At 31.7% G+C, this 20,821-nt stretch carries 22 protein-coding genes; 9 read left to right on the top strand and 13 right to left on the bottom strand.

Annotation, left to right across the window (positions count from 1 at the left end):
- Window positions 1–186: 186 nt before the first annotated feature.
- The 3 genes from ACTCDL_RS05480 to ACTCDL_RS05470 all read left to right on the top strand — a co-directional run bounded on the left by ACTCDL_RS05480 (window position 187) and on the right by ACTCDL_RS05470 (window position 2,503).
- The gene (locus tag ACTCDL_RS05480; RefSeq protein ID WP_463174710.1) at window positions 187–357 is read left to right on the top strand and encodes a hypothetical protein; all 171 of its coding nucleotides are present in this window, start codon (window positions 187–189) and stop codon (window positions 355–357) included.
- Between the two features lie 91 nt (window positions 358–448).
- Window positions 449–844, top strand: coding sequence for a ribosomal maturation YjgA family protein (locus ACTCDL_RS05475; RefSeq protein ID WP_463174707.1), 396 nt, complete (start codon window positions 449–451; stop codon window positions 842–844).
- A 723-nt stretch (window positions 845–1,567) separates the two neighbouring features.
- Entirely contained in the window at window positions 1,568–2,503 is a 936-nt protein-coding gene (locus ACTCDL_RS05470) for a tyrosine recombinase XerC (RefSeq protein WP_463174705.1), read from the top strand.
- On the opposite strand, the gene ACTCDL_RS05465 is transcribed toward ACTCDL_RS05470, so the two are convergent.
- Complete coding sequence (locus ACTCDL_RS05465) at window positions 2,504–2,956, bottom strand: hypothetical protein (RefSeq protein ID WP_463174704.1); 453 nt, start codon at window positions 2,954–2,956, stop codon at window positions 2,504–2,506.
- A 126-nt stretch (window positions 2,957–3,082) separates the two neighbouring features.
- Between ACTCDL_RS05465 and ACTCDL_RS05460 the strand changes: the two genes are divergently transcribed.
- The gene (locus ACTCDL_RS05460; protein ID WP_463174702.1) at window positions 3,083–3,295 is read left to right on the top strand and encodes a DUF1540 domain-containing protein; all 213 of its coding nucleotides are present in this window, start codon (window positions 3,083–3,085) and stop codon (window positions 3,293–3,295) included.
- Between the two features lie 50 nt (window positions 3,296–3,345).
- Here the strand turns inward: ACTCDL_RS05460 and ACTCDL_RS05455 are convergent, their stop codons facing one another.
- The gene (locus ACTCDL_RS05455; RefSeq protein WP_463174698.1) at window positions 3,346–3,486 is read right to left on the bottom strand and encodes a hypothetical protein; all 141 of its coding nucleotides are present in this window, start codon (window positions 3,484–3,486) and stop codon (window positions 3,346–3,348) included.
- A gap of 144 nt (window positions 3,487–3,630) precedes the next feature.
- A complete protein-coding gene (locus ACTCDL_RS05450; RefSeq protein ID WP_463174696.1) occupies window positions 3,631–4,083 on the bottom strand; it encodes a DUF5667 domain-containing protein in 453 nt (150 codons plus the stop codon).
- A gap of 244 nt (window positions 4,084–4,327) precedes the next feature.
- On the opposite strand from ACTCDL_RS05450, the gene spoVB reads away from it, so the two are divergent.
- Complete coding sequence (gene spoVB, locus ACTCDL_RS05445; RefSeq protein WP_463174693.1) at window positions 4,328–5,854, top strand: stage V sporulation protein B; 1,527 nt, start codon at window positions 4,328–4,330, stop codon at window positions 5,852–5,854.
- 62 nt (window positions 5,855–5,916) lie between these two features.
- Here spoVB and nhaC read toward each other — a convergent pair whose 3' ends face one another.
- From nhaC to ACTCDL_RS05430, 3 genes are all read right to left on the bottom strand, one after another.
- Window positions 5,917–7,290, bottom strand: coding sequence for a Na+/H+ antiporter NhaC (nhaC, locus tag ACTCDL_RS05440; protein WP_463174689.1), 1,374 nt, complete (start codon window positions 7,288–7,290; stop codon window positions 5,917–5,919).
- A gap of 68 nt (window positions 7,291–7,358) precedes the next feature.
- Entirely contained in the window at window positions 7,359–7,544 is a 186-nt protein-coding gene (locus ACTCDL_RS05435; RefSeq protein ID WP_097016208.1) for a type Z 30S ribosomal protein S14, read from the bottom strand.
- Between the two features lie 170 nt (window positions 7,545–7,714).
- The gene (locus ACTCDL_RS05430; RefSeq protein WP_463174684.1) at window positions 7,715–8,041 is read right to left on the bottom strand and encodes a hypothetical protein; all 327 of its coding nucleotides are present in this window, start codon (window positions 8,039–8,041) and stop codon (window positions 7,715–7,717) included.
- Window positions 8,042–8,502: 461 nt separating this feature from the next.
- Here ACTCDL_RS05430 and ACTCDL_RS05425 point away from each other — a divergent pair, with 461 nt between their 5' ends.
- The 4 genes from ACTCDL_RS05425 to ACTCDL_RS05410 all read left to right on the top strand — a co-directional run bounded on the left by ACTCDL_RS05425 (window position 8,503) and on the right by ACTCDL_RS05410 (window position 13,837).
- On the top strand, window positions 8,503–9,606 hold the full coding sequence (locus tag ACTCDL_RS05425) for a hypothetical protein (protein WP_463174680.1): 1,104 nt from the start codon (window positions 8,503–8,505) through the stop codon (window positions 9,604–9,606).
- Window positions 9,607–9,760: 154 nt separating this feature from the next.
- Window positions 9,761–10,777, top strand: a complete 1,017-nt coding sequence (locus ACTCDL_RS05420; protein WP_463174678.1) for a hypothetical protein — start codon at window positions 9,761–9,763, stop codon at window positions 10,775–10,777.
- 180 nt (window positions 10,778–10,957) lie between these two features.
- On the top strand, window positions 10,958–12,241 hold the full coding sequence (locus tag ACTCDL_RS05415) for a glycosyltransferase (protein ID WP_463174674.1): 1,284 nt from the start codon (window positions 10,958–10,960) through the stop codon (window positions 12,239–12,241).
- Between the two features lie 375 nt (window positions 12,242–12,616).
- Window positions 12,617–13,837, top strand: a complete 1,221-nt coding sequence (locus ACTCDL_RS05410) for a glycosyltransferase family 2 protein (RefSeq protein WP_463174670.1) — start codon at window positions 12,617–12,619, stop codon at window positions 13,835–13,837.
- 28 nt (window positions 13,838–13,865) lie between these two features.
- On the opposite strand, the gene ACTCDL_RS05405 is transcribed toward ACTCDL_RS05410, so the two are convergent.
- From ACTCDL_RS05405 to rfbA, 7 genes are all read right to left on the bottom strand, one after another.
- Window positions 13,866–14,702: a DUF7164 domain-containing protein gene (locus ACTCDL_RS05405; RefSeq protein ID WP_463174669.1), complete on the bottom strand. Its 837-nt coding sequence runs from the start codon at window positions 14,700–14,702 to the stop codon at window positions 13,866–13,868.
- Window positions 14,703–14,730: 28 nt separating this feature from the next.
- Window positions 14,731–15,330, bottom strand: a complete 600-nt coding sequence (locus tag ACTCDL_RS05400; RefSeq protein WP_463174666.1) for a hypothetical protein — start codon at window positions 15,328–15,330, stop codon at window positions 14,731–14,733.
- Window positions 15,331–15,616: 286 nt separating this feature from the next.
- Complete coding sequence (rfbD, locus tag ACTCDL_RS05395; protein WP_463174662.1) at window positions 15,617–16,450, bottom strand: dTDP-4-dehydrorhamnose reductase; 834 nt, start codon at window positions 16,448–16,450, stop codon at window positions 15,617–15,619.
- Window positions 16,451–17,458 carry a dTDP-glucose 4,6-dehydratase gene (rfbB, locus tag ACTCDL_RS05390; protein ID WP_463174659.1) on the bottom strand — a complete coding sequence of 336 codons (1,008 nt, stop codon included), beginning with the start codon at window positions 17,456–17,458 and terminating at the stop codon, window positions 16,451–16,453. It abuts the gene before it with no gap.
- A gap of 22 nt (window positions 17,459–17,480) precedes the next feature.
- Window positions 17,481–18,971 (bottom strand): methyltransferase domain-containing protein, encoded by a 1,491-nt coding sequence (locus tag ACTCDL_RS05385; protein WP_463174656.1) that lies wholly within the window; start codon window positions 18,969–18,971, stop codon window positions 17,481–17,483.
- Between the two features lie 26 nt (window positions 18,972–18,997).
- Window positions 18,998–19,564 carry a dTDP-4-dehydrorhamnose 3,5-epimerase gene (rfbC, locus tag ACTCDL_RS05380; RefSeq protein WP_463174653.1) on the bottom strand — a complete coding sequence of 189 codons (567 nt, stop codon included), beginning with the start codon at window positions 19,562–19,564 and terminating at the stop codon, window positions 18,998–19,000.
- Window positions 19,565–19,613: 49 nt separating this feature from the next.
- Complete coding sequence (gene rfbA, locus ACTCDL_RS05375; RefSeq protein ID WP_463174650.1) at window positions 19,614–20,486, bottom strand: glucose-1-phosphate thymidylyltransferase RfbA; 873 nt, start codon at window positions 20,484–20,486, stop codon at window positions 19,614–19,616.
- Between the last annotated feature and the right edge of the window lie 335 nt (window positions 20,487–20,821).

Below are 20,821 nucleotides of genomic sequence, written 5' to 3'. Positions count from 1 at the left end.
AAACTTCACTAAAAAGCTACTAGTAACCTATATCTATATGGTATTTGCGAAGTATAGCGAAGCTCCATCTAAATTTTTAATTTAGGTGGAGAGGTTCACTATCTGCTATATGTTAAACTAACGTATATAAAGAAGATAGTCTATCGTATATAAAGAAGATAGTCTATTAAACAGGAGGTAACTTAGATGTCAGTGGAAGAATGTGTTTTAGAAAATAAACTCTGTGATAATTGTGGTGAATGTTTAATTTGTGATTTAGATAAAAACAAAGAATGTAATAACTGTATGGATTGTATCGATATTGAAGCTGATTTTAGTGCAATTGAGATAGATGATGTCATTTATGATGAGGAATGAGTGAAATAGTTGGAACTAAGAAGCTCTTGCCATATGGCAAGAGCTTTAATTTTATCAATTGCAAAAATGTGAGAGCAAGGAGTTAAATAGGATGAAATCTAGATTATTATATAAAGGATTGGCTTTGTTTTCTTTTCTGCTAGGACTATTAATTATATTCTTTTTTGCTAATTATCCCTTTATTAGAGGGGCTATCGGTGATCTGCTTATTGTAGTCTTTACTTATTTCTTGATTAAATCTTTTTATAAATTAGATTCTAAACTACTGAGTTTTATTGTAATATTAATTTTCTTTCTGTTAGAAGGACTCCAATATTTTAATTTTGTTGAGTATCTAGGTTTATCTAAAAATAAAATAGCCAAAATAGTGTTAGGGGCAACCTTTGACCCTGTTGATTTACTCTTTTATCTTTTAGGAGGAATTATAGCTTATTGCCTAGATATTATGTTAATTGAGCCTGGGCAAAAGAAGATAAATAATATATGATAGAATCTAAAATTCATTCAATGATTCTCAAAAACAAGATTGCTTTGGAATGTACAAATCTACAGTAAAAATTATAATTTTCCATTTTTAAGCTCTGTGCTTTAGTGTAGTAAAGTATATACTTTCGGCTGCCAACACTCATTAAATCAATATATGGAACATAAAAATTCAAATTAATTCGTTGCTAAATTAATTTAGATTCTACGAATCAAAAACAGAAGTTATAAATCGATATTTTTAAGTACTTATTGTTTTAAATTCGTGATAATTATAGACAAACAACTTTAGAATAAAACAATAGAAGGATAATGCGATACTTTTGAGTTGATAGTTGATAGTTGATAGTGTATAGTGGATAGTGGATAGTTAAAGGACTAAAAACCTATATTTAAATGGTTTTGAACTTAACTATCAACTGTCAATTATCAACTATACACTGAAGTAAAAAGTATCGCTATATATCCATTAAACTACACTTTAGACTTGGAGATCTATAGAAACCCAATAGATAGGGAGTTATATTTTGATTTAATTTTAGAAGCTAGTGTACATAAATCAAAAGAGGGGAGTGGCATAACACCTCTTTATTATTTCGTAAAATGTGAATTTTGCGAAAATGTAAGAGAAAAGAGGAGTGGAAAGCTGATGATTTGAATTATATCATTAAAAATATTATAATTTAGATATACAAAGCAATTCAATTATTTCGGAGGTGCAATTACTTTGCGACAAAATTTAAAGTATAAACAAGCAGTTAAGAGTTTTATCAAATATTTAATCGCCGAACGCGGTTATTCCAAATTAACTATCAAAGAATATAAATCAGATTTAAGTCTATTTGCTAGATATCTCAAGGATGAATTTGATTGTGATGTTGATAAACTAACCATAGGTGAAATCGACCAATTCCAATTAACTGAGTTCTTAAGTGATATAATCTTAATCAATGATAATTCAGCTGCTACCCGTAATCGAAAATTATATAGCTTACGTTCCTTTTTTAACTTTTTAGTTAAAAGGAATCTATTATCCCATAATCCTACTTTGGCCATAGATGCTACCAAAGTAAATCTAAAATCTGAACCAGTCTACTTAAAAGGGACTGATATTAATGATTACCTAAAAGCTATAGAGAATTATAATTCTAAGGCCTGCAGTCGGGATTTGGCAATTAATAAGATGTTTCTATATTGTGGATTGCGTATTTCTGAGTTAGTCAACTTAGATCTTGATGATATCAATTATGAGGATAGGTCGATTAAGTTTTATGGTAAAGGTAATAAAGAACGCTATGTTCCTTTGCATCAAGAAGTTATTTTAGCTATCAAGAATTATTTACCAGATCGAGCTAAAATCAAACCCAATAATCAAGATGCTGTACAAGCATTATTTTTATCAAGTCATGGTAACAGAATCAATATTAGAACAGTTCAGATTATGGTTAAAAAATATGCTAAACTTGCTGGTGTTAAAAACGCCAATGATGTAACACCCCATAAATTACGCCATACTTTTGCTTCTATGCTTTATAAAGAAACTAAGGATTTAAGGGTTTTACAAGAATTATTGGGTCATAGCAATATCTCTACAACCCAAATTTATACCCATACTGATAAAGAAGAACGAAAAAATGCTGTTGAACAACTACCAAAACTATAACTACATCATCTGGAAGGTATCCTTTAAAGTATTTTCATAATCTTGAAGATTGTAAGTTGCTATCATTACTATAGTGTCCATTGTATCTATTAAGAAATCTTCATCCACATCGTTATAATTTTCACTAACTTCTATGATATCTTCTTGGATGATTTCTAAATTCTTAATCTCTTCCTCTATCTTAGATATGGGATTTAATTGGTAGCTTTGATACTGTTCTACAATGAACTTAACTTCATCTTTTTCTGGGAAGTTGTTGATTAACTCAATATTAAGTTTATTGATATCCATCATCTTGTTTAATAATTTGCTTCCTGTCTGTAATAGCTGTAAATCTTGATATTCTTGATAAATCACATAATCAGATAAATTAATCATATCTTGTAATAGATTGAACTGATGGTCCATTAATTTATCATAATTATTAGTAATGTCTTGGAAGTCTGTTTGCATACTCTATCACCTCTATTTTGTTAATGCTATTATCTCTTATTTTAGATTACCCTTTATCATAACAGCAAATACATTTCCAGTATAAAAAGCTAGAAATCGAACATCCTATTATTAGGAGGTGATTTTATGGCAAACATGAAATGTATTGAAGTAGCTTGTAATGTCAATAATTGTCATTACTATGGCGAGGGAGATATCTGTACAGCAAATAAAATTCAAGTAAGTAATATTCAATTTGGAACTAAAATGGGAGATATGGAAGCTGGTAGACTTGATAAACCTGCACCATCATCTGATTCCCACTCTACTCAATGTGTAACCTTTAAACCTAAGCAATAATAAATTTTAAATCTACTATTTCATAAAGACGGAGTTTATAAACTCCGTCTTTATTCTTTATCTTTAACTATTAATAGTTTATATATCTCTTTAAGTTCAGCCTCTTCAAAAGCTGTAATTTGCTTCTTATCCCGTTTGGCCTTTAAATTTTTCGCAACTCTAATTAGATGTTCTATCTCGTTATCTTTCATACCTCCTCCCCCTTAATCAATACTACTTACTCCAATATATTTGAGATCAAACCATTTCGTTACTGTTAACAACTGTTAACCATGAATAAAAAGGTCACCTATATAGGTGACCTTTTTAGAAGTGATTATTAAATTCTTAATCCTTTAATTGAAGAAATCGCTGATCTTCTCCTTCAATCCTTCAATTGATAAGTTCTGCTCCACAATTAAATCTTTTACCTCTTTAATTGTATTATTTATCTCTACTTTAATCTGTTTAAACTCATCGCTATCAACTAAATGTTCTTTGGATAACTTAATACCTTCTGAAAAGTCCTGTAAAGCTTCTTTAAATAACTCTTTAGCTTTGTCATCCTCATCTTTTTTGAACATATCTTTTGCTTCTAAGAGCCTTTCATAAGAGTTGCGAAATTTCAACCTAACCTTATCCTTATTAGAAGCAAATAAATAAGTAATCCTCTCACCTGTCTTATCTAGAAAATAAAAAGGTGAGTCAGGACTAAGCCCTTTCTTAGGTAGAGATTCTCCTTCTTTGGCTAGCACAGGAATATTAATTAAAGTAAATATTAGTGTAATTACAATTATTTTTTTAAGCAACCTTCTCACCTCCCTTATAACTTATTCCACAGAAATCTTCTTAATCCTCTTAAATTATTTATAAGGTTTCTTAATTGCTAGAGATATTTATTAAAAGAAAAAGTAATAAATATAATCTTAATCTTAATAAACTATAATATAACTTCTACTAATAAAGGATAGGTGGACAGTGTTTAGAAAGATCAAACTACCTAACCTCTAACTACACAATAAAAAAGGAGTGATTATAATAAAGCAACAGTCATTGATTAAAGGTGCCTTTATTCTCATGGTAGCAGGCCTTCTGAATAGAGTTTTAGGTTTTATCTTAAGAATTGTATTAGTTAGAATAATTGGTGATGAGGGATTAGGCTTATTTCAGATGGTCTTTCCTATCTTTGTAACCTGCTCTATCATCACTACTCTGGGTTTACCTGTAGCTATCTCCAAATTTGTATCTGAGGAGGTCGCCCAAAACAGGTACAGAAATGCTTTGAAAATCTTTAAAATTTCACTAATAATTGTAGCAGTCAGTAGTATATTATTAGTATCTTTATTTGCTAAAAATACCGAATTTATTGCAAATAATCTATTAAATAATAACAGAACAAACCATATTCTCTTAGCGGTTGCACCAGCCTTGCTCTTTGTTAGTATATCATCAATCTTGAGAGGGTTTTTTCAAGGATTAAGGATTATGACCCCTACAGCTGTTTCACAGATTATTGAACAGATAGCCAGAATGACCATTACCCTATTATTATTATTAAAATTGCTAGATAGCTCTTTAAAATCTAAAACTTTAGCACCAGCAATTGGAACATCGGCAGGAGAATTTGTAGGACTATTAAGCTTAACAGTTATCTTTATGTATTACTTACCTCAGCTACGAAAATATAGAGATAATAAAAAAGCTGAATCTACGATGAGCATCCTAAAAAATCTAATAAAATTTGGGATACCAATCACCATTGGAAGAATAGTTGCTTCATTAATGTATACTATAGAAGCAATAACCATTCCAGGTAAATTACAGCAGGTTGGTTATAGCATCTCTGAAGCTACCTCCTTATATGGTCAACTTTCAGGAATGGTCTTACAACTAATCTACTTACCCACTATTATTACTATAGCCTTAAGTTCTAATCTCGTTCCAGCAATCTCTGAATCCTTAGCCCAAAATAATGAGAAAGCAATTAGAAAGAGAGCTCAAGAAGCTATTAGGCTCACCTTCTATTTTGGACTATTGGCTGTTAGTATTCTCTTTATAGTACCTAATGAAATCTGTAATCTCTTCTTTGGTCACCCACAAAGTGGAGATATTTTAAGGATAATAGCAATTCCGGCCATTTTCTTATATTTAGCACAGATCTCTGGAGGGATATTACAAGGATTAGGTGAACCAAATCTAGTAGTAAAGAACTCTGTTATTGGTTTGCTAGCAGAATTGGGTATGATTTACTCAGTTATTCACTTTCCCACTACCCTAGCCTTTGAGATAATCACGTTGGCAATTGGTATTAGGTACTTAATTGTTGCTTTACTCAATTTCAAATCAATCTCTAAATTTGTAAAGTTAAGACTTCCTATCAATCATCTCTTTGTCAAACCAATATTGGCAAGTGCTATAGTCTTTTTAACCCTAAGACAGGTCTATCAAGTAATTAACTATATCTCTTCTAGCAGTATTATAAGTTTAAGTATTTCTATTATCATAAGCAGTCTCTTTTACTTTACCTTCTTAGTCTGGACAAACGGAATCAGTATCGAAGATTTTAAAAAAATTAAATAGCTATAGTATTGATAAATAATAGCCACAGGTTTAAACCTGTGGCTCAAAATTTGTTGTATGCTTTATTTGATTTTCTCCATTGTAAACCCAGTATAAGCATAAATAATAGAGATAATTGGTGTAATTAAACACAAGAAGGAATAAGGTAGGTATTCCAATGCAGGTACATCTAAAGTATTAGCAATAAAGGCCCCACTTAATCCCCAAGGCACTATCGCGTTAAATAATGTTCCTGAATCCTCTAATACTCTAGAGAGGTTTTTAGGATGTAAGTTCAACCTCTGATAAGACTTTGCATACATCTTTCCTGGTAAGATAATAGATAGATATTGGTCTGCCAATAAAATATTGACCCCCAAACAGGTTAAGACTGTAACTAGGACAAGGTTTCCTCGGCTTTTGACCATAGTAGATATCTTCTTTAAAATTACCTTTAAAACTTTAGTCTTATCAAGCACTCCACCAAAGGATAGAGAGATTAAAATTAAAGAGACCGACCAGAGCATATTATGTAAGCCACCTCTAGTAAGGAGCTTATCGATAAACTCTACACCACTTTGACTTTGATAACCATAATGCATGACATTAATCACTTCTGTTAAACTAGCTCCTTGAAATACCATCCCAAACACTCCCCCTAGCAATGTAGCCAAGAGTAAAGTTGGTAAAGCAGGACATTTTCTAATAGCTAACAGGACTACCAAAATCGGTGGAATCAATAAGAGTGGACTGATATAAAAAGATTGATTTAAATTATTTAAAATTAGATTAATTTTATTGGAATCGATTACCCCTGTTGTATATTTGGCACCTAGCACCCAATATAGAATTAGAGATATAATCAGGCTAGGAGTTACAGTATAGAACATATGCTTGATATGCTCAAATAAAGTACTCTCTGCTACTGCTGGAGCTAAATTAGTAGTATCAGATAATGGTGACATCTTATCTCCAAAAAAGGCTCCAGAGACGATTGCACCTGTAGTTATTGACAATGGAATATTTAAGCTTTGAGCGATACCAATCAATGCTACACCTACTGTTCCCACAGTTGTCCAAGAACTACCTGTAGCCAAGGATACAATTCCACAGATTAATACTGTAGCTACTAAAAAAATCTTTGGTGATAATAGGTTTAAGCCATAATAAATCATCGTCTGTACTGTCCCACTTAAAATCCAAGTCCCAATTACAGTTCCTACAATCATTAAAATCAAGATAGAAGGCAAACCAATATTGATTCCCTTGATAATACTATCTTGTATCTCCTTCCATGAATAACCTAGATATAATGCTACTAAGGCAACTATAGCTGTAGAGAATAATAATGGGATTTGAGGAGCTACTTGCAATTTTAAAATCCCTACACTTAAGATTAGTATACTTACTGCGATTACAATTAAAGCTAAGAGTAGATTTGGTTCTTTGTTATTCATCTATTCCATCTCCCTTGAAATTAATTTGACATAAAAAAGACCCCCTTGTCAGGAGGCCTATCATAGATTTACCAACTAGCCTTTTTAACTCCTGGTAACTTACCTTCGTGAGCTAGTTCTCTAAAACAGAGTCTACATAATTCGAATTTACGAATAACACCATGAGGTCGCCCACATTTACGACATCTGTGTTCTTTTCTTGTAGAAAATTTAGGTTTTCTATTTGCTTTATTTACTTTTGCTTTACGAGCCACAATGTTCCTCCTTTCCCTTCAAGAAATTATTCTATACTTATCTTGATTAAATTATCAATTAGAAAATATCAATTTATTATAACATATATCGATTTATAATACAAATTTGATTGCTATTGAACTTAATATTCCTGCAATTATTACAAATTTTTCAGATTATAACTCTTTAATTAAATTAGAGTTATTAAAACACTCACTATTACTAAAGGAAGACCAATAATAATTAATTCTATACCACTATTAAAGTCCTTCTCCTCTTTGAATTTTTTCTTATCTTCTCTCTTCTTACCTTTGTTAATTTTAAATAGGAACTCTTCTTTAATAGCTAAAAAAGATGCTAAAGCTAGCAAAATTAAAAACTCACTAAAGAGTGCATCACTAACCTTGGTTGAAGTTAGTGGTATCCCTCTAATTATAGAGATTAAAAGTAAAACACCAATAGTAGCCCCTGTAAAAACAAGCCCTGTTGTTAATAACTTCTTTATTCTCTGTTTCATTTAAAACCTCTCCTCCAAAATTTATTATATGCTAGTTTAAATTATACGTTTTAAATAATCTTTAATCAAACTTTACTTAGTTAAACAAAGTCTATAAATCCAAAAAGTATCCCATTATCTCTATATGCCACCATATCTGGATTTGACTTTAAAATCAAAATGCTATATTTTCATTAATCACTCACACCTATTTATCTAATACATATTATGTGAATAAAGCGGGTAAAGAAAAACAATCATCCTACTTATTAACATAACTAGAATTATATTCTTCACAGGTTTAAGGTTAAGCTCATATTATAATAACAAATAATCACCAGAAATCAATAGTTAATCACTACTAATTTAAGTTAGTAGAATTTAATTCTAAAATAGATATATATTGTATGTACCACTTGGGCAATCCTTTGAATATTATAATTTATCAAATTTTTAGTCTTTGATAGGAAAGGGGATTGTCTATGGATTTTACTACCTTAGTTGATGTGACTATTGAGTTGTTTAATATGGATAATAGGCAATTGGGAGAATTACAAGTTTTTTTACAGAACTTAATAGGTGATAAATTCAGAAAGGAGGTAAGGTTTCTAATGGATAAGAATTTTTTTAATGATAATGATAAAGAGATAATTCATACAAAAAACTTAGTAGTAGCAGGTGAAGAAGAATTAGATGATATAGTAGATTTATCAAAATTATCTAAAGAAGATAACTTACATAATCAGCAATATTGCGAAAAAAATGAAGAGCTTAACCTAAATAAAATAGTTAAAGAGATATTAGCAAGTGAAGAGATTATGGAAGAGATTAATATTGAAGGTATAATCGAAAGGCGGTTAACAGACTCTTCATTGCTAATTGAGTTAAAAGGGTTAAAAATAGAACTAGAAGAACTAAAAAAAGAATTAATAAATCAAAAAGAAGACTTTATTGAAAGAGCAGTCAAAAAGGTTAAAGAAGAGGAGTTTTCAAAAGTAGATCAACAACTAACAAAAAAACAAGAAGTTATCAAGAAGAATAATCATCAAAAAAATCATTTGAAAGGAGGTGAGAAAACCATGGAAGAGAAAGAACAAATAGAAACAAGAGGATGCCGTTGTGAAAAAGAAGATGCAGAAGTAGAACAAATACTCCCTGCTTGTGAAGAGCAACTAATTCCTTTCTGCTGTACTTTACTTGTTCCAGCTGGTTTTAATGTTACAGAAGATCTTATTATGAGTAATTTCGAACTTGCTGCTACCCCAGTAACAGGTTGCTTTGAATGTAGGACTGATGATTGTGAGTGTGGTCCAATAGTCGCCAATCAGGTATCGATTAAAGGAACTATTAAGTTTATTGCTGATGTATTTGGTGTTACAGGTGATGGTTTAGGAGGATTTGCTGCAATATGTTGTTCAGATGTAATCTGTATTCCAGACTTTGTCCCTGTCTGTGCAGCATGTAATGCAAATTGTACTGATCTTAGAATTGATGGTGTTGATGTCACTTCAGCAACTCAAATAGGTACTTCTTGTAATGGAGATGAAACTTGGGAAGTAAGAGGAGAAATATCCTTTGCTTGCTAACTGATAGTTGCTTATGGCTTTTTATCAAGTGTGGGGCCATCCCCACACTTTTTATTTATGATTTTATATAATCTATTTACTAATCTTAAACAAGTCACATTTTAGATAATAAGACATATTATAGAGTGATAAATTGAAGAAAGGAGGAATAATAATGCCCTGTTGTAGCAATTGTGATGATTGTCTAGATGTTCCGCAGATAGATATAAAACCTAGCGAAGATTTAGGTTTTGAAATTGAATTAATGAGCTGTGAAGTCTCTAATAACCAACGAACTTATGTCTATGAAATAACCCCTGAAGGAGACCCTGAAGACCTTAGAGATATCAGTAACATCGTACTTCCTCTTTGTGAAGAGGCCGCTATAAGTTGTTCAGTTGTTGTAGAGCCAGCAGGAACAGCACCAGATGCCTCTTGTGCATATGGAGATAATAGAGGAGCAGGTAGTGCTATCCAAGAGCCAGGCTTTAAGGCTGAAAATTTAGGAGAAAATAAGGAATCCGATTCTAAAATCATCTTAAGAGTTACCGTTAATGATCTCATAACTGAATCTGAACTTATTAGAATTGGGTATAAGTCTGGAAATGATCCTAGCGTTATCTGGCAACTTTGTGGACCGATATGTAAAACTACTACTACCAGTACTACTACCAGCACTACTACCAGCACTACAACTAGCACTACTACCAGTACTACTACCAGTACTACAAGTACTAGCACTACGACTACCAGTGCTTTCCTTCCTTGTGAAGAGCAACCAATTCCTTTTTGCTGTACTTTAATTGTTCCGGCTGGTTTTAATGTTTCAGAACAACTTATTATGAGTAATTTTGAACTTGCTGCTACTCCAGTAGATGATTGCTTTGAATGTAAAGAAGAACCTTGTGTTTGTGGTCCAATAGTCGCTACTCAGATATCAATTAAAGGTGTTATTGAGTTTATAGCTGATGTATTCTTTGTTTCAGGTGATGGCTTAGGAGGATTTGCTGCAATATGTTGTTCAGATGTAATCTGTATTCCAGACTTTGTACCTATCTGTGCAGCATGTAATGCCGAGTGTGCTGACCTTGAAATTGATTTTGTCGATGTTACTTCAGCAACTCTAATAGGTACTTCTTGTAACGGAGATGAAACCTGGGAAGTAAGAGGAGAGATATTCTTTACTTGCTAACTAATAATTGCTAATAGTTTTTTATTAAGTGTGGGGGTAATCCCACACTTTTTACTTTAACCTTAAGTTATAAACAAATATATTCACCTTCCATAAAATACATTTGATTAACCTTCATACTGCTTCATTATTAAAACATATATATAATTGAATGATTTATCAATTAAGGAGGGATTATTGATGAAAGTAGCTATTTTAACCATGTTCAATGGTCTTGATCATACTTATTCTTTGGTAAATGTAGTCGAAGAACAATTAGAAATGTTACTTAAGAATAACATTAATACTAAAGTGCTTGTCAGCGAACACTGCCCTGCTAGCGATCGAGATGGGATTTTTGCTGATCAAAGAATCGAATGGATCAAAGTTAGTAATACATTTAATGGTCAGCAGATTAACTGGGGTGACTACTCTAAGCCTGAAGGCAAGGTACATGATACTTTCTTTGATGAAGCGGAGGTAATAGCTCAGGATCTAATAGAAAAACTATCAGATGTAGATTTTTGTATTATGCATGATATTCATTTTCAGGGTTGGCACCTTATTCATAATGTTGCAGTTAGAAAAGCACAAAAAGAATTACCTAATCTAAAATTTATCGCTTTTACTCATTCTTTTCCTGCTAACCGCCCTCTTAATCCTAAATGGCCTTTTTCTGCCCGTTATACTCCAATGCCTAACACTACTTACATTTACCCTACTAACTCTGGTATCCCTGCGTTAGCTAAGCAATACAATGTTCCAGAAGGAAAATGTCGCGTTGTTAACAATAGTTTGAGTCTACTTGAAGATATGAGTGAAGAGACTAAACTGATTGCCCAAAAGACTAATCTCTTTTCACCTGATATTCTTATAGTATATCCTGGTAGATTAACAACAGCTAAGAGATTTGAAAAGGTTGCTGCCTTTGCTGGAGCCATGAAAAGAGTGACTGAAAGCGAAGTCAAAGTAATCTTTTGTGATTTTAAATCTGCCGATATTAAACCCAAAGAATATAAAAGGATGATTAAAGAAACAGGAGTTAGATTTGGACTTAAAGAAGATAATCTCTTCTTTACCTCTGATGTTGGTTATCCCCATGGCGTACCTCGAAAAACTGTATTAGAGCTCTTTACTATATCTAATCTATTTATCTGCCCCTCTTATTCCGAATCCTTTGGTTTAACAGTACTAGAAGCGGCAAGCAGGGGTAATTATTTAGTTTTAAATCAAGCCGTTCCTGCTTTAGAGGAGTTAGGTAAAAAGCTAAATGCCTACTTTATGAGATGGGATGCTCGTAATTTTGGTTTTGATACTACAGAAAATTATCATCCTTCAGAAGAGGTCTATTATCAAGAACATGCAGAAATCATACTAAATCTAATGAGGCAGAATCAACTTATCCACTCTAAAACTATAGTTAGACAACGCTATAATCCCCAATGGATTTGGGAGAATCAATTAGAACCCTTATTAGAAAAATAAAAGGAGGTGAAGAAACTGTTGTTTTAAACTTATAAATAAATAGAAAAACCTTATATTATTTTGTTAATAATTACTGTATACTTTAAGAATAAATATGATAAAATAGTATTATCTAAGGTAATTATAACAACTGAATATATAAGGTTGTAACAGGAATTAAAGCGAAAACCAAGCTCCTCTGTTACATAAAATATTCAAGGTATCTTAATTCCTTACATGCTTAGTACCCATTCGTTGGTGGGGAATTTAAGCCTTTGGAGCGATAAATCAAACCAAATTAGTCTATTTATAGACGAAATGGGTCGCTAGGAATTAGGAATGGAACACAAAATCTATTTTTATAGATTTTTATAAGTTTCTTGCAACGGGAAAAAAGTGCCCTATTATAGTTTTCTAATCCTATGTTATAATAACTGGGAGATGTCTAAACAGGCAATCAATACTTTAATTGACTCCTTAAATCATAAGCATAAAAATAGAGGTATTGAACTAGTAATTGTCAATAATGGATCGATTGATAATACCGCTGATGGTATTAAAAACTTAGAAAGTGATTATAAGGATTGCCCTATTCAAATTATTCCTCTTAATTTAAAAGAGAATATGGGATATCCAGTAGGGATTAATTTGGGATTGGCTCAATGTAGAGGTGAAATAATAGCTATCTTAAATAATGATTTGATCTTTCCATCAGATTTTTTGGATGGTTTGATTGAAGTATTGGAAAGTGATGAAGATGTTGGGGTGGCAGCTCCCTACTTGTCTTATGCTTGTGGCTCACAAAATGTAGGAGTTAACTTTGATTCTGTCGAAAAGATAAATGATTTTGCTGAAGACTTTATGAAAAATAATAGCCAGAAAATATTTCACCCTCTAAGAGTAATAGGAGCTTGTCTTGTCTTTAAGCGTGAGGTTATTGATAAAATTGGAGGAAATGACTTCTGGTTTGGCATAGGCATCTGTGATGATGATGATTTGTGCTTAAGAGTAGTACTAGCAGGATATAAATTAGCTGTAACAGGTAGTTCTTTTGTCTATCATTTGGGAACTATAACTTTTAATCAAAAAGTACATGAGCTTAACTGTGCTTTAGGCTCAAATCACCCAAAATTATCGATAAAATGGAACCTAAAACCCCATGGAGAATACCAATCTAGAGAAGAGATAATAGATAATATAAATTATAATAAAGACCTCCATTACTTCCCCACAAAAACAGCTGAATTTAGCGAAATAGAATCTCCTATTATAGAGAAGGAAGAGCAAAGATTACTCCTAGTAGCCGATTGGACTAATCATAAATCCAAATGGAAGAAGAAGTTAGCCTCAATTTTGGATAGTATCGCCCAACAAGAACTTTATCTATGGATACCTAAGCAATACTTCTTAACAGAGGAGATATCAGCTAAAGCTAAGGAGGTTATAAATTCAAAGGGGATTGAAACTGACAAAGTTAAATTTTATTATCAGAATGTGGCTCCTCTTAACTTAATAAGATTTTTAAAATCTTTTGATACTATCCTCACAGTTGAGAATGATTTTGTTAATAGATATCTAGTCTATTTAGCAGAAGAATCATCAATATCTACTAGATAAATAAAAGCCATAGACTAGCCTATGGCTTTTATTTATCTTCTTGGGATTTAAGTGCCATATATAAACAATAATTATTAACCTTATTAATATCTAAATCTTCAGTAGATAAATGATCATAATTACCTGCTTCAAATTGAAATTTAGAGAACATACTATCAGTATGCCAACAATGAATATGGGGGTGGGTAGCGATTGAATCAGTTGCAGCACTACCATAATCTAACCTTCTTCCATCAATCACAAATTCTTCTACAAAATGATTGACTGCAATTTCACAGCTGTACATAGTCGTTACTCCACTATACCATCCAGGCCATGCACCCTGAGAATCTTTAAATTCAGTTGTTAATAAATACTCTGAGAGTGATACAGCCAATTTAGAGACTTGCCTTACTAACCTTGCATTACCATAATGAGTTGACCCTAAGTTATGAACCCCTTGGTGTCTAAGACCAAAATGATCAGCTACCCTTTTAATGTTCTCTCTAACTTCATCATTGTTACTATATCCCCCCTGACCTACTGTGTATAATTGAGGATAAAAAAAGTTCCAGGCAGGAGTCAAAAAAGTATCGGCATCTGTCCTTAAAATTAAATCATAGTTATCTAAAAAATCGGCTTGGCTGCCAACTAAACAACTGATTGAATTGATAAAGCGATAATTTAAGAATACAGCTGGTTCACTTAAGACATTATATTCTACTTTAATACAATCATCTGGAACCCATGCTAAAGCTTCCTTGGTTCCAAATACCACTAAATCTGTATCCTTAGAATCTATATACTTATATGAGGTATATAGACCTTGAAGCTGTAGTTTAAGTGGTCTTTTGTCTTCAACAAAAACAACTATAGCTCTTTTCAATAAGAATCCTCCTTTCTCATCTATAAAATCAACTATAGGAATATCCATAAAAAGTACAAAATAATTTATATTCTATAAGTAGATCATTATTACAGTGGTCTTTAATATCCTCATAGTTTAATTTAGGATGCTTTCTAGTATTGATATTAGTAGGTAGTCTTTGTGAAGATAATTCTATATTCTCTTCTAATTGATATTTTAGATAATAGTATAAAGTATCTTCTGGTTTATCATCTACTTTAATAAACAATTCTGGTCCCTGCCATTGAATTATCTTATACCACTCCAATACACTTTTAACTGCTTTTTCTATATCATTCAATCCTCCAAAGTCAATATATTCTGCTCTTAGATTATAGCTATCTAGGACAGTATTTTCAGTATATAATACACTACTAATAATATCTAAAGGTTTTCTAATATTCATTACTAGATGCTCAAACTCATAATCTTTTCTATTAATTCCAACTTGACCCCATAGTTGATCTTCTTCAACTGCAAAGATCCAACTACTTATCCCATCTTTGTCTAAAACCTCATGACCAACATCATAACCAAACTCTTTAAATAATTTAGAAATAAAACCAGTACCACTTCTAGGGTGTCCTATATTTAAAAACTTTCTCAACTATATCGCCTCCTAAGATTAATATTTTTGGCTCTTCCACGACTTTTATGACAATGTATTATTTATCTTCTTAGCCACAGGTTTTAACCACCCCAAGAGTACTTACTCAGGGATTACCATCCCTTCAGGGCGCTGTGGTGGTACCCCGTGATTTGGTATAGACTACGGGTTAAAACCCGTAGCTAAATAATTATTTAAACTTATTATTATCTTTAATCACAAAGTTCGTTGTTGAACCATTTTTTATTAAGATATAGATAAACCACTCTAAAGTTTGATAACTATATTATTTCTTTAAAAACTCCTCCAAAGCAATTTGCCAATCTCTCATTTTATATCCTAACCCTTGTTCCAGAGAATAGTTCTTCAATACAGAATACTTTGGTCTACTAGCAGGTCTAATAAACTCTTGAGAGGTTACAGGTTTTACCTCTATATCTATATTAGCATACTCAAATATCTTCTTAGCAAACTTATACCAAGAGCATTCTCCATTATTGGAAGCATGATAAGTACCATATAAGTTGCTTTGAATTAGCTCTTTAATTACTTCAGCTAAATCTTTAGTATAGGTAGGAGAACCTATTTGGTCATTTACAACAGTTAACATATTTTTTTCTTCTGTTAGCCTCAACATTGTTTGAAGAAAATTATTACCATGTTTTCCATAAAGCCAAGCAGTTCTAACAATAAAATGTTTACTTACTAAACTTTTAACAAATTCTTCTCCAATTAATTTAGATTTACCATAGATATTTAATGGGTTAGGCTGCTCGAACTCTATATAAGGCTTATTTTTAGCTCCATCAAAGACAAAATCTGTACTTATATAAAGTAGCTTAGCATCACATTCTTGAGAAGCAACTGCCACATTTCTAGTTCCATAAGCATTAACTTGATAAGCTAAATCTATATTATCCTCACATCCATCAACATCTGTATAAGCAGCAGAGTGAATTATTATATCGGGATTTAAACCTTTAATCTTATTAATCGTTTCTGCTCCTTTAGTAATATCTAACTTATCTATATCCCAAGCATAAAGATCATAGTTATCTTCTAATAATAATTTTAATTCCTTTCCTAGCTGACCTTCTCCACCTGTGATCAGAACCTTCATTTAATCACCCCGTTGATTTTTGGTTTTCTGCCACCATTTCTTATTATCTAAGTACCATTGAATTGTCTCTTTAATTCCTTCTGTAAAAGTATATTCTGCTTTCCAACCTAGCTCTCTTTTTATCTTAGTAGCATCAATGGCATATCTTCGATCATGACCTAATCTATCCTTAATATAAGTAATCAATGACTCTGATTTATTAAGTAAATTTAGGATAGTTTTAGTGATTTCAAGATTAGTCCTTTCGTTATTACCACCAATATTATAGATTTCACCACTCTTTCCTTGCTGAAGTACTAAAGCTAAAGCTTTGCAATGATCCTTAACATGAAGCCAATCACGTATATTCTGACCATCACCATAGAGAGTTAATTCTTTATCAACTAAAGCATTACTTAAGAATAGCGGAATCAATTTTTCAGAAAATTGATAAGGTCCATAGTTATTAGAGCAACGGGTTATATTTATCGGTAAATTATAAGTTTTATAATAAGCTCTAACTATCATATCAGCACTAGCTTTACTTGCAGAATATGGGCTATTAGGAGCTAGAGGAGTATTCTCACTAAAGTAACCATCTGCTCCTAAACTTCCATAAACTTCATCAGTAGACACTTGTAAAAACTTAACCCCTTCTTTATACTCTCTTTCGTTTACTTTCCAAAATTCCTTAGCAACATCTAGTAAATTTTGGGTTCCTAAAACATTTGTTTCTAAAAAAAGTTGTGGATTTTCAATAGACCTATCAACATGTGATTCCGCAGCAAAATTAATAAGGTAATCTATTTCATAATTACTAAAGATAAATTCAACTAACTCTCTGTTACTTATATCACCTTTTATAAATTTTATCTGGTCTAATTCCTCCTTTAAATTATCTAAATTACCAGCATAAGTTAACTTATCTAGTACTACAATCTCTACCTTGTTTTGATACTTATTAAGTATGTATTTTACAAAATTTGCTCCAATAAATCCTGCTCCACCTGTTATTAAATAACTCTTCATCTACCATACCTCCTATCAATTATTATCTAATAATCCCTACTCCTGAAATTAGCTCAACTAGATATCTACTACGAAAATCCTTATCATTAATATACTTGTTAAGATTATCTTTATCCTTCAAAAAAGAATGGCCTGGTTGTATGTGGTCATAGTGTACATGCCAACCCCATTTTCGTTCTTGAGGATTCCACCGTGGTTTACGATGTTTAAATATCTTACGCTCTCCTTGTTCTTGAGAACGAATTGGATAATGCTTATTTATAAATTTATAAGGGCATACTTTACGATTGTTAAATTTAACACTATGCCCAGCCGAACTAGCTAATCCTACTCTTTGATCAGTCTTCTTCCAAGCTTTAACTTGTCGAAAGCTACTTTGATGTTTTCCAAACTCAAAATACCTAAAATGCTTCTCATAGTCTCCCTTTAAAAATCTATTATCAGTTGGTTGGAAATTAACTACAGTATGATCAATGGCATTATACCCCAGTCTATCAACATAAAATATCCCATCTTTTAAATTTGTATTCCAAGGAGCCATTCTGATTTCATCGGCATCATGGTGAATAAACCAATCTGCTTCCAAAGTCATAGATAACTCTTCAATCCTTTGTAGCAATTTAGTCAAATCAAAGGTTTGAGATGCTTGGGAATGGGGGAATCTTTCAACCCTAAGAAAGTTCTTAGATCCTTTAAATTTTTCAATGATTTCAAAAGAGCTATCTGTAGACCAATTATCTATTATATAGACTTGAATATCTTGATCTAGTAGTCTTTTAATCGAATGATAAATGATGTCCTCTTCATTAAAGACAGTCATAATTGCAGTAACCTTAAAATCATTTGGAGATTCTAAACAGATATTGTTATTGCCTATGATACCAAGTATAGTCTCCTTCTTGAGTTGATGATTATTATTGACTGTTAATCCAGTAAATTCAAGGTTAAAATCAAAATGGTTGAGCAAATCCTCAAACTCATCTAGATTCCATTCCCTTATATGAGATGGGTCTACTGGTGGTCCAAAATCATCAGCACCTCTCATTAAGTCCCTCTCTGGTGTAGAAATTAAACAGATAGCAGCATGATCCATTAATCTCTTTAGCTTTTCTAACAAGTACTCAGGACTAATTAGCTCTTCAATTACACCAGTACACACAATAACTGAATTAATCAAGTAATCTTTAGGAATAGATAGTTCTTCTGCTGAATCAAGATTATGTTCTAAGCAGATTCCTTTGGGATATTTTTCTTGATATATTTTTAGATTATCTTTAGAATCAATTCCTATTATATTAAAGTGCTTGTAAAGAGAAGCTAATTCATCTCCCTTTCTACAACCAATGTTGATTATATAGTTGCTATCAAACTTCTTTGCTAAGTTATGTGCCAATGAATAGACATTAGGCTGATATATTATTCCTTGCTTTCTATTAACCAAACATTCAGGCTTTACACGAGGAATATATCCTTCCTTTATAAAATAATTTTCTACACTTTCTGTCTGCGACATACCTCAAACCTCCTAATAAAAATAATTCAACCTTTATGAAACTCAGCTAAAGTTGGCAGATTTCTATCCTTAGCAGATAGTAATAAATCCTCTTCCTTTAATCCATAGGTTTGTAAAGGCCAATCTATATTTATATCTTTATCATCCCAAATAATCCCTCTATCATAATCTGGATAATAGTAATCCGTTGTTTTATACATAAACTCTACATTTTCACTCAAAACTAAAAAACCATGGGCAAACCCTTTAGGAATATAGAAAAGTTTTTTATTATCTTCAGATAAAATTATTCCATAATATTGACCATAAGTTTTTGAACCCTCTCTTAAATCTACTGCAACATCATAAACTGTCCCTTTGCTTACTCTAACTAATTTTCCTTGTGGATATTTAACTTGAAAATGAAGGCCTCTAAGTGTTCCTTTATTGGATTTGGAATGATTATCCTGAACAAACTCCATATTTAACCCTATCTCCGCAAACTCTCTTTGATTATAACTTTCCATAAAAAAGCCTCGGTCATCTCTAAAAATAGTGGTTTCTATAATATATAGATTTTTAATAGGGGTTTTGATTTTTTTAAATTTCCCCATACTAATCCCCCTTTTTTATAAAACTAACCTAAACAAATAGTCTATCAACTTACCTGTTTTGCCTACTAATCTCAATCAAATACTTACCATAGTCAGTTTTTAATAAAGGTTGGGCTAAATTCCTTAACTCTAGGGCATCAATATAGCCCAAACGATAAGCAATCTCCTCAATACACCCTATATAAAACCCCTGTCTCTTTTGAATAACCTCTACAAAATTAGCTGCTTTTAATAGTCCTTCATGGGTTCCAGTATCTAACCAAGCCATCCCTCTCCCAAATAACTCTATCATCAATCTATCTTCTTCTAAATAAAGATGATTCAAGTCAGTAATTTCAAGCTCTCCTCTAGGAGAAGGCTCTAACTTTTTAGCTTTTTCTATTACTGTATTATCATAAAAATATAGCCCTGGAACTACATAATTAGATTTAGGCTTTTTGGGCTTCTCTTCTAATGATAATACTCTTCTTTGATCATCAAAGTCTACTACCCCATAACCACTTACATCCTTCATATAATAGCCGAAGATAATTGCTCCTTCTTCTAAAGAGGCTGATTTTTTTAAAAGTTGGCTAAAATCCTGACCATAAAAGAGATTATCGCCTAAGATTAAAGCTACATTATCATTTTTAATAAAATTTTCTCCAAGCAAAAAAGCATCTGCTAATCCCTTTGGTTCTTTTTGTTCTACATATGATAATTCCAACCCAATTTGATTTCCATTTCCAAAGAGATCTTCAAATACTGGTAGATCTCTTGCCGTAGAGATAATAAGTATCTCCCTTATCCCAGCAAGCATTAGTACTGATAAGGGATAATAAATCATTGGTTTATCATATACTGGTAAAACTTGTTTTGATAATGATTTGGTCAAAGGGTATAATCTTGTTCCATAACCACCAGCTAAAATTATTCCTTTCATCACATCAATTACACCTCTTTAAATTTATATTGATTTTTCTATATATAATATGGTAACTCTATTCATCTGTTACAATAATCTATATATAACAAGAAAAAGAATTTAAATTAATTTAGCAACGAATTAAAGGTTTAAAAGATCTTGATTTAAATTCGAGTTAATTTGTGAGATTCGTTGCAAAAAATCATTTAGCTTTTTAATAATAATTTATAATATGAAATATTTATCAGTTTTTATATATAGATATCCAAGTCTAAAGTGTAATAAATCAAAACCTTTCATACCTCACTCTAACTCTCTCCTACCTTAGGAGAGAGGACTAAAGCATCTTTTAT

This window comes from Orenia sp., from assembly GCF_055140805.1.
The sequence above is the reverse complement of the archived record's forward strand: the minus strand, read 5'-3'. Positions and strand labels throughout refer to the sequence as shown.